The organism is Arthrobacter sp. Dra40 (assembly GCF_059091905.1).
Window position 1 is genome coordinate 1 of record NZ_JBNHHB010000240.1, and the last position, 7,321, is coordinate 7,321.

General features: G+C 68.3%; 7 protein-coding genes. 2 read left to right on the forward strand and 5 right to left on the reverse strand.

Annotated features, from left to right (window positions below):
• Nucleotides 1-82 precede the first annotated feature (82 nt).
• Together AC5RWT_RS32550 and AC5RWT_RS32555 are read right to left on the reverse strand one after the other, a co-directional pair.
• Complete coding sequence (locus AC5RWT_RS32550; protein WP_494083830.1) at nt 83-1,219, reverse strand: hypothetical protein; 1,137 nt, start codon at nt 1,217-1,219, stop codon at nt 83-85.
• A gap of 173 nt (nt 1,220-1,392) precedes the next feature.
• Nucleotides 1,393-2,277, reverse strand: coding sequence for an acyl-CoA thioesterase (locus AC5RWT_RS32555; RefSeq protein ID WP_493967784.1), 885 nt, complete (start codon nt 2,275-2,277; stop codon nt 1,393-1,395).
• A gap of 210 nt (nt 2,278-2,487) precedes the next feature.
• Between AC5RWT_RS32555 and AC5RWT_RS32560 the strand changes: the two genes are divergently transcribed.
• A complete protein-coding gene (locus tag AC5RWT_RS32560) occupies nt 2,488-3,018 on the forward strand; it encodes an acyl-CoA thioesterase (RefSeq protein ID WP_493967783.1) in 531 nt (176 codons plus the stop codon).
• Nucleotides 3,015-3,692 carry a DUF8185 domain-containing protein gene (locus AC5RWT_RS32565; protein ID WP_494083831.1) on the forward strand — a complete coding sequence of 226 codons (678 nt, stop codon included), beginning with the start codon at nt 3,015-3,017 and terminating at the stop codon, nt 3,690-3,692. The genes AC5RWT_RS32560 and AC5RWT_RS32565 overlap by 4 nt, the downstream gene beginning before the upstream one ends.
• A 27-nt stretch (nt 3,693-3,719) precedes the next feature.
• Here AC5RWT_RS32565 and AC5RWT_RS32570 read toward each other — a convergent pair whose 3' ends face one another.
• From AC5RWT_RS32570 to AC5RWT_RS32580, 3 genes are all read right to left on the reverse strand, one after another.
• Nucleotides 3,720-4,247 carry a globin gene (locus AC5RWT_RS32570; protein WP_494083832.1) on the reverse strand — a complete coding sequence of 176 codons (528 nt, stop codon included), beginning with the start codon at nt 4,245-4,247 and terminating at the stop codon, nt 3,720-3,722.
• Nucleotides 4,248-4,287: 40 nt separating this feature from the next.
• Nucleotides 4,288-4,761, reverse strand: a complete 474-nt coding sequence (locus tag AC5RWT_RS32575; protein WP_494083833.1) for an OsmC family protein — start codon at nt 4,759-4,761, stop codon at nt 4,288-4,290.
• Nucleotides 4,762-4,833: 72 nt separating this feature from the next.
• Nucleotides 4,834-6,924 carry a DUF6541 family protein gene (locus AC5RWT_RS32580; RefSeq protein ID WP_494083834.1) on the reverse strand — a complete coding sequence of 697 codons (2,091 nt, stop codon included), beginning with the start codon at nt 6,922-6,924 and terminating at the stop codon, nt 4,834-4,836.
• Nucleotides 6,925-7,321 lie beyond the last annotated feature (397 nt).

Below are 7,321 nucleotides of genomic sequence, written 5' to 3' on the forward strand. Positions count from 1 at the left end.
ACTCGTGTTCGGGGCCGTTTCTGTTTGTTGTTCGAAGTGGCGTGGCGACGAACTGCGCATCACCGAGTTATGTGTGCGTGGGTCAGGGCTTCTGGCCGGCCAGGATCTTCTTGGCGGCGGTGCCGCGGGCTCCGGTGCAGTCCTTCGTGTACCAGGAGACCGACGCCTTCGGGTCGGCGCCCATCCGGTAGGCCATGCAGTCCGCGACCATCTCGGCGCCGTTGCGGGCCTGGTAGATCTTGTTCAACCGCTGGTCCATCGTGTGGAGGTTATCGCCGTAGAGGCGGTAGGTGATGATGTGCGCACACTCGTGCAGGGCGATCGCTTGATGCGTGATGCCCTCCATGCCCGGCGCCATCTCGATGCGGTTTGAGCCGGAGTGCGCGGTGCTGGTGGAGCCGCCCTTCTTCACCGTGATGATCTGGTGGGGGCAGTAGTTCTTCATGTAGTCGTAGGACTGTTTGCGGTAGCCGGTGTAGCTGCTCGGGTTCTCATGCTTGAGAGTGCCGGTTTTGGAGGTCCAGCCCTTTTCATACGCCGAGGGGTTGACGACGACCCGGTAGCTGCGGGTCACGTTCAACGCCGTCTTCGGGCTCTTCGCCACAGCCAGGGAGTAACCGGTGGGGCTCTTCTTCCAGGTGAGCTTCTGGACGTTGACCCACTTGCCGCCGGTCTGCATCTGCAGTGCGCCGGTGCGGGCGTACCCGTAGGTGGCGACGTAAACCCCGTATCTCACCCGGTCGCCGGCGGCCACTTTTCCTTCGGCTACCGCGAACGGTTTGTCCCCGTACTCGGGGGTGGCGTAGGTGGCGGCGCGCTTCCAGATGGTCTTTCCGGCTTTGGTGGTGTCGACCAAGCGTTTGCCTTGGATGATCGCTGCGCGCAGCTGGACGCTGCCTTCTGTGGCCAGCTTGTAGGTCAGCTTCGTCCGGCCGTTCCGGGCAGGCGCTTTGCTTGCCACCGTCTTCCAGCTGGTGCCGGTTTTCACCTGCAGGACCACCCTGTAGGTGGCGGCTGCAGGGGAGTGCCGGAGCGAAAACTTTTTCACCGGATCGTAGGTTTCGCTGAACGAATCGAAGTTGTGGATCCAGGGATCGCCGTACGCCGGAGCGGCAGGAACGGTGACCGGCGCCGCGGCGGTGGCAGCCGGGCCTGCCAAGAGCATGATGCCGGCAGCGGCGGCAACCGTGGCAAGGGCCACGATTAAGCGTTTGATCACGGGCGCTTCTCCTCCGGATGCTTTCTCTGGAACCGTGCGCAGAGGCATCCGGACTGGCAGGCTGCACCGACAACGCAAGAGAAGTGTAACCACTGGAGGTGGTTCAGAACGGAATGTCCCACAGCGCGGCGGCCGGAGGCGATGACGCCGCCGCCGGAGGCGGGCGACTCCGGCTACGGAATCCGGATCATGCCTTCCTGGGCGACGGTGGCGACCAGTTCGCCGCCGCGGTTGAAGATCTTGCCGACCGCGAGGCCGCGGGCGCCGGAGGCGCTGGGGGAGGACTGCACGTAGAGCAGCCAGTCGTCGACCCGTACCGGGCGGTGCCACCACATGGCGTGGTCCAGGCTGGCCACGCTCATGCCCGGCGTGACCCAGCTAACGCCGTGCTGGCGCAGGATGGGTTCCAGCAGCGTGTAGTCGCTGCCGAAGGCGAGGGCGGCACGGTGCAGGCCCTGGTCGTCGGGCAGCGGCCCTTTGGTCTTCATCCAGACGGCATTGACCGCCTGGCGTTCTCCCTTGGCCTGGACATAGAGGGCGTCCTGGACGTGGCGGACGTCGAACGGGCGGTGGTACGCCATGTGCCGGGCCACCGGGTGGTCGACCTTGCCAAGCAGGTCAGCGGTGCTCGGCAGGGTTTCGGGGTCCGGGATGCCGTCGGGGAAACCCTCCTGGTGTTCGAGCCCCTCGGCCGGAGTCTGGAACGAGGCGATCATGGACAGGATCGGCACGCCGTTCTGGTAGGCGTGGGTGCGGCGGGCGGAGAAGGAACGGCCGTCGCGCAGCCGTTCGACGCCGAAGGTGATGGGGAGGTCGGCGTCGCCGGCGCGCAGGAAGTATCCGTGCATGGAATGGATGGGCCGGTCCGGTTCCACGGTCCGCACGGCCGCAATGACAGACTGGGCCAGCACCTGGCCGCCGAAGACCCGGCCGCGCGGCTGCTTTTCGGAAACGCCGACGAAAATCTCCTCGTCGGTATTCGCGCCGTCGGCGTCGGAGAGGTCCAGCAGCTCCAGCAACACGGCCGTCGGATCGACGTCTTCCTCAATGGCGGTCATGTGGTCTCCTTGCCGGTTACCCGCGGGTACGAACAACTCCGACAGTAGTTGGCACCGGTCAACCGCTCAACTCAGCCACGGCTGCAGTCCCAGTCAGCCACGGTTGCAGCCCAGGCAGCCCCGCCGCCCTGGGCTTGGCTGAAGCTCCGGTAGACCCATCGCCCGCGACGAGGGTTCGTTGCGGCCGCTGCGCTTTGAGAGGATGGCATCATGCCTACCGTTCCGCAGAATGCCCCTACGTTCCCGATCCAGCTCCGGTTCAGCGACATCGATTCCTACGGACACGTGAACAATGTGACCTACCTGGGCTACCTGGAAACCGCCCGGGTACTGCTGCACCAACTGCGGCCGGATCTGCCGGCCACCGCCGGAGCCAAGCCGGGGGCGACGCTGCGCGAACTGGGTGGCGCCGGCAACCAGACGCTGGTGGGACGGCAGGAGATCGAGTACCGGGTACCGCTGGATTACCGCACCGAACCGGTGCACGTTGGCGTGTGGGTGACGAGGATCGGCAACTCGAGCTTTGACCTGGGCTACGCCGTCGTTGATGCGGAGGCAGGGAAAACAGGCACCGCCCATGCGCTGGCCGCATCGACCATGGTGCTGGTGGCTGCCGGCACCGGAAGGCCGGTGCCGCTGCCGGACGGCTACCGCGACGCCTTGGCGCTGTGGAGCGGGCCGCAGGTTCCGTTCCGCAACGCCCCAGGGACTGCCGGCGAGGGACAGGAGGCCGCGCAGTGACACCCATCGCGACGCCGGTGCTGCAGCTGGCCGATGTCCAGGTTGCAGCGGACTTGAGGACCTACGTCAGCCGCGCCCGCGCCGCCGGCGAGAATTCGATCCACCTGCAGGCCTTCGGCAGCTTGCTGGCGGCCTATGTGTGCTTGATGCGGCCGCGGATCCTGGGCGAGTCCACGCCGACGATCCTGGGCCTGCGCGTGATGCCGCTGGCCGCGCCGGCCGCCGTCGAGGAAACCGTCACGCTGGCCTCGGTGGGGGACCGGCTGGCCAGAATGGGTCATGAGGAAACAGGCCTCGCCATCCCGCCGACGACGGTGACTGAATCCTGGACCGGGGTGCTGCCGCCGCGGTCCGGTTGGGAATACACCGGTGAGCTGCCGGCCGCAGCACTGGAAGATGCGGCCCGCGAGGGGATCCGGGAAATCTCCGAAGCCCTGCCGGACAACCCTGGGCAGCTGATCGTCAACAACGCGCGCAGCACGGTCTGGAGCCGGCCCCTGTCAGGAGCAGACCAGCTCCCGGAAACGGCGGAAGTCCCGGCCGGTGCGGCTTTCGCCGCCCTCACGCTGGGCTTCCTGGACGGGCACCCGGCTGCCGTCTACCGGAACGGCCGCTGGATTCGGGTCAGCACCGGCCGCGGCCACGTTCTGGTGCGCAGCGGGGCATCGCTGTAACGCAAGTGGGCCCCGTCGTAAGAGCCGTCAGGCGCTGTTGACCATGGAGTGGGCGGCGCGCTCCAAGTAGTCCCAGAGGGTCTGCTCGTACAGCGGCGGCAGCTCCAGGGAGTCGACGGCGCGGCGCATGTGCTTGAGCCAGCGGTCCCGTGCGTCGAAGTCCACTTTGAAGGGCTGGTGCCGCATCCGCAGCCGCGGGTGGCCGCGCTGTTCGCTGTAGGTGCCGGGGCCGCCCCAGTACTGCTCCAGGAACATCCGCATCCGGATTTTGGCCGGGCCGAGGTCCTCTTCGGGATACATCTTGCGCAGCACATCGTCGTCGGCGATGCCGTCGTAGAAGACATCGACCAGTTTCACGAACGTCTCGTGGCCGCCGACGGCGTCGTAGAAGTTGTCCGTGTACTCGGGCTGCCTGAACGCGTTCGCGGCCGCCGGTGCCGGGGTCAACGTGGCCAGCGGCTGCCCGAACCGGGACGGAATGGCTGCGCCGCCGGCCGGCTGCGTCGAAGCGGGGCGCGCGGCCGGCTGTTCGGGGTTCTGGGGTGTCTTATTCATCGCTGGTCTCTGTTCGCTGTTGCTGTCAGGATCCATTGTCTCAGCCGGCCACAATGCGGGGGTCGTGGTGGACGGGGAAGTTCACGCTGCGCGCAATGAAGCAGACCTTGTTGGCATCGGCGTGCAGCTGCCGGGCGAGTTCGGCCTGGTCCGGATCGGCAATGGCAACGCGCGGGTGGAGCGTGACGGAGGTGAATTCGCCGCTGCCGTCCCGGTTCAGGCGCAGGGTGCCTTCGGCGTCGTCGTAATAGGCTGTCACCACGATCCCGTTCTTCACCGCAACATGCAGGTACGAGAGCATGTGGCATTGGGAGAGCGCGGTCAGCAACAGCTGCTCCGGGTTCCAGCGGTCCTTGTCGCCGTGGAAGGTGGGGTCGGCGGTGCCGGTCAGCTCGGGAAGCCCTGCCGCGCGCACCACATGGTCCCGTCCGTAGCCGCGGTAGCTGGCGGTGCCTTCGCCGCGGTTGCCGGTCCAGTGGAGCGAAACCGCGTAGTGGTGCTCGGAGAGGTTCATGCCGCCATTAAACCCTGTGCCCGGGCCGCCCCGCTTCCTACCGGAGCCCGCCGCCTGCCCGCACCCCGGCTGTCAGCGGCAGGCAGTGATTTCATACAGCGCCGCCGTACCGTGCGAGGCGATGAGGCGGAAGCCCCGGGAGAAGTCAATGTTCCGGAAACCCGGCCACTGGTGTTTTTCGCTGTGCTGGTAGCCGCGGATCGGCTGGTCGTCGTACAAGTACGTGGCCCCGGTGCTCCGGAGTGCCTGGCAGACCTTGGGATCGGACATGATGTCGCGGAAATGGTGCCGCAGGTAGTCCTTGCTTGCACTGCCCGCGCTGCTGACGTTCTGGAAGTAGACGGTCCGGTGGCCGGTGAGGGAGTAGATGTAGGGCAGCCCGTTGAAGGGGTCGCCGATGACGATCGCGTCGTGGGGCATCAGCGGTTGAAGGGAGCGGATGAACTCCTGCTCGTCGCCCATCAGCGCCCGGCCGTCGCGGTGTTCCGTGACATCGTAGCGGATGGAGGCTGCCTCAACCCGCACGTCGTGCCGGAAGCCGCCGGAGGTGGCAAAGACGGCGGCCATCACGGCAAACGCCAGCGCCGTGGCCGCCGGGGAGCGCCGTTCCGTCAGTGCTCGGGTCCGGACAAGGCCAACCAGCAGCGCGCACAGGCGCTCCAGCGCCAGCGCAGCGAAGACGACGCCGTAAATGTGCACCAGCGGGGCGATCCGCGGCGGATCGGTGTACCAGAAACCGCTCAGCCAGCGGAAGGGGCGGTCCGTCGGGCCCGCAGCAAGGATGAAAAGCACGATGGCGGCTGCCATGCCCGCAACGGCTGGTTGGGCCCGGCGGACAAAGCAGGCCAACACCGTCCCGGCCGCCATGAGAAGTCCGACGGCGAGGGCGTAGCTCTGCGGGGTGGCGTCGGCGCTGTCTGGCTGGCGCGGCAAATCGAAGAACAGCCAGGCCAGGGCGCCGGCCCAACCCGCGGTGGATTCGCGGGGATAGCGTATGACCGCGGCCACGAGGTGTGAAGTGGCCAGGACGAACGCTGCGGCGGCCGCAGCGGTCGCCAGCAGGCCCACGGCCGCGTAGAAGATCCGACGGCGGCTTCGCCAGAGCGCGGCCAGGCGGAGCACGACGAAGCGGGCCAGATAGATCCCGCCGAGCACCAGCAGACTGCCGGCGGCGGACGGGTGGATCCATGTTGCGCCCAAGGCCGCCAGCGCGAGCGCGGCGAGGTCCGCCGTCGTCCTTCGCTGCTCGCTGCGGTACGGGGAACCTTCGCCGGGGCGTGCCGCGCCCGGACCGGCAGGACGGGCAGCGGCTCCGGCGCCGGCATGAGCGGCCGCACCTGCAGCGCCCGCCGGGCGGGCCGGGGCTTCCGCTGGCGGTGGGTACTGCAGCTGGACGCCGAGCGCGAGGATGGCCGGCAGCAGCGCGGTCGCGAAATCGTTGGGCCACTGCCCGGCGCGGAACATCTGGACCAAGGGGAACGCCAACATCGACGAGGCGATCAGCGGTGCGATCACCCACACGAGTGGCTGGGCGGGGAACAGCGCGCGGGCCAGCAGGGCCAGGGAGGCGGGCCAGACCAGGCAGCCGATGACCAGGCAGGACAGATTCCCCGCCGTCACCACGTCGCCCGGGACCAGGGACACCATGGCGTGCCAGCCCGCGGGATAGAACGACGGCGGCGCCCCGCCAAAGATGGGCCAGATGCTCCAGGGGCTGGCCTGGCCGCTGTCCTTGATCCACTGCAGGACGTTGACGTGATAGGTCGGATCCCAGGCTTGCGAGACGCGGTGGATCGAGCCCATGGCGTCGAGCATCACCGAGCCCAGGACCAGCGCGGCGAGGACCAGCGAGGCCGCCAGCAGCCACCCGGTGGCGCGCGGCACGAGGAGCCGCGCCGCCGGGGCAGGAGCGATGGCCCGTCCGAGGAGCCAGCACACGCCAATGCCCAGGGCCGCCAACAGGCTTGCCGACAGCAGGTTCCAGCGCAGGCCGGTCGCCAGGCACACCATCGTCCCGGCCGCCGCCAGCGCCGTGCCGGCCGCCGGGGCGAGAACGAGGGAGCGGCCTGCAGGCTGCCGCAGCGCCCGCAGGGCCAGGAAGCCGGGCAGGTAGAAGACGGCCAGCATGACCGCCAGCTGCCCGGCATCGGTCAGCGGGCCCATGCCGGCCTCCAACAGCCACCGGCCGGCAACTGCCGAATGTCCCGTGCCGCACCGGTGATCCGGCATCGGCGGGACTGGCGGCTGGACATCTGGCTCCTTCCCCTCCGCACTGTTGAGGCATTCTAGATCCGCGGGCGGCAGATGCAGTACCTCTGCGCCGAGCGCTCAACGCACCGTAGACGCGGCAGGTGTCCTGGCGGTGAACCGCCGGCGAACGGGAAGGCTGTTGCCGGGCGGAGCCGGTCGTAGGGGCGGCCGGTGGAGACGCAACTGCCCGCCGGAACGGTGTGTTCCGGCGGGCAGCGGGTTGCCCTTGCGGCCTCCACGCGGCCGCAAGCGGGCTTACTCGACCACCGGCTGGTCGGCCTTTGTGTCTGGCCGGGTCCGCGCAACCGCT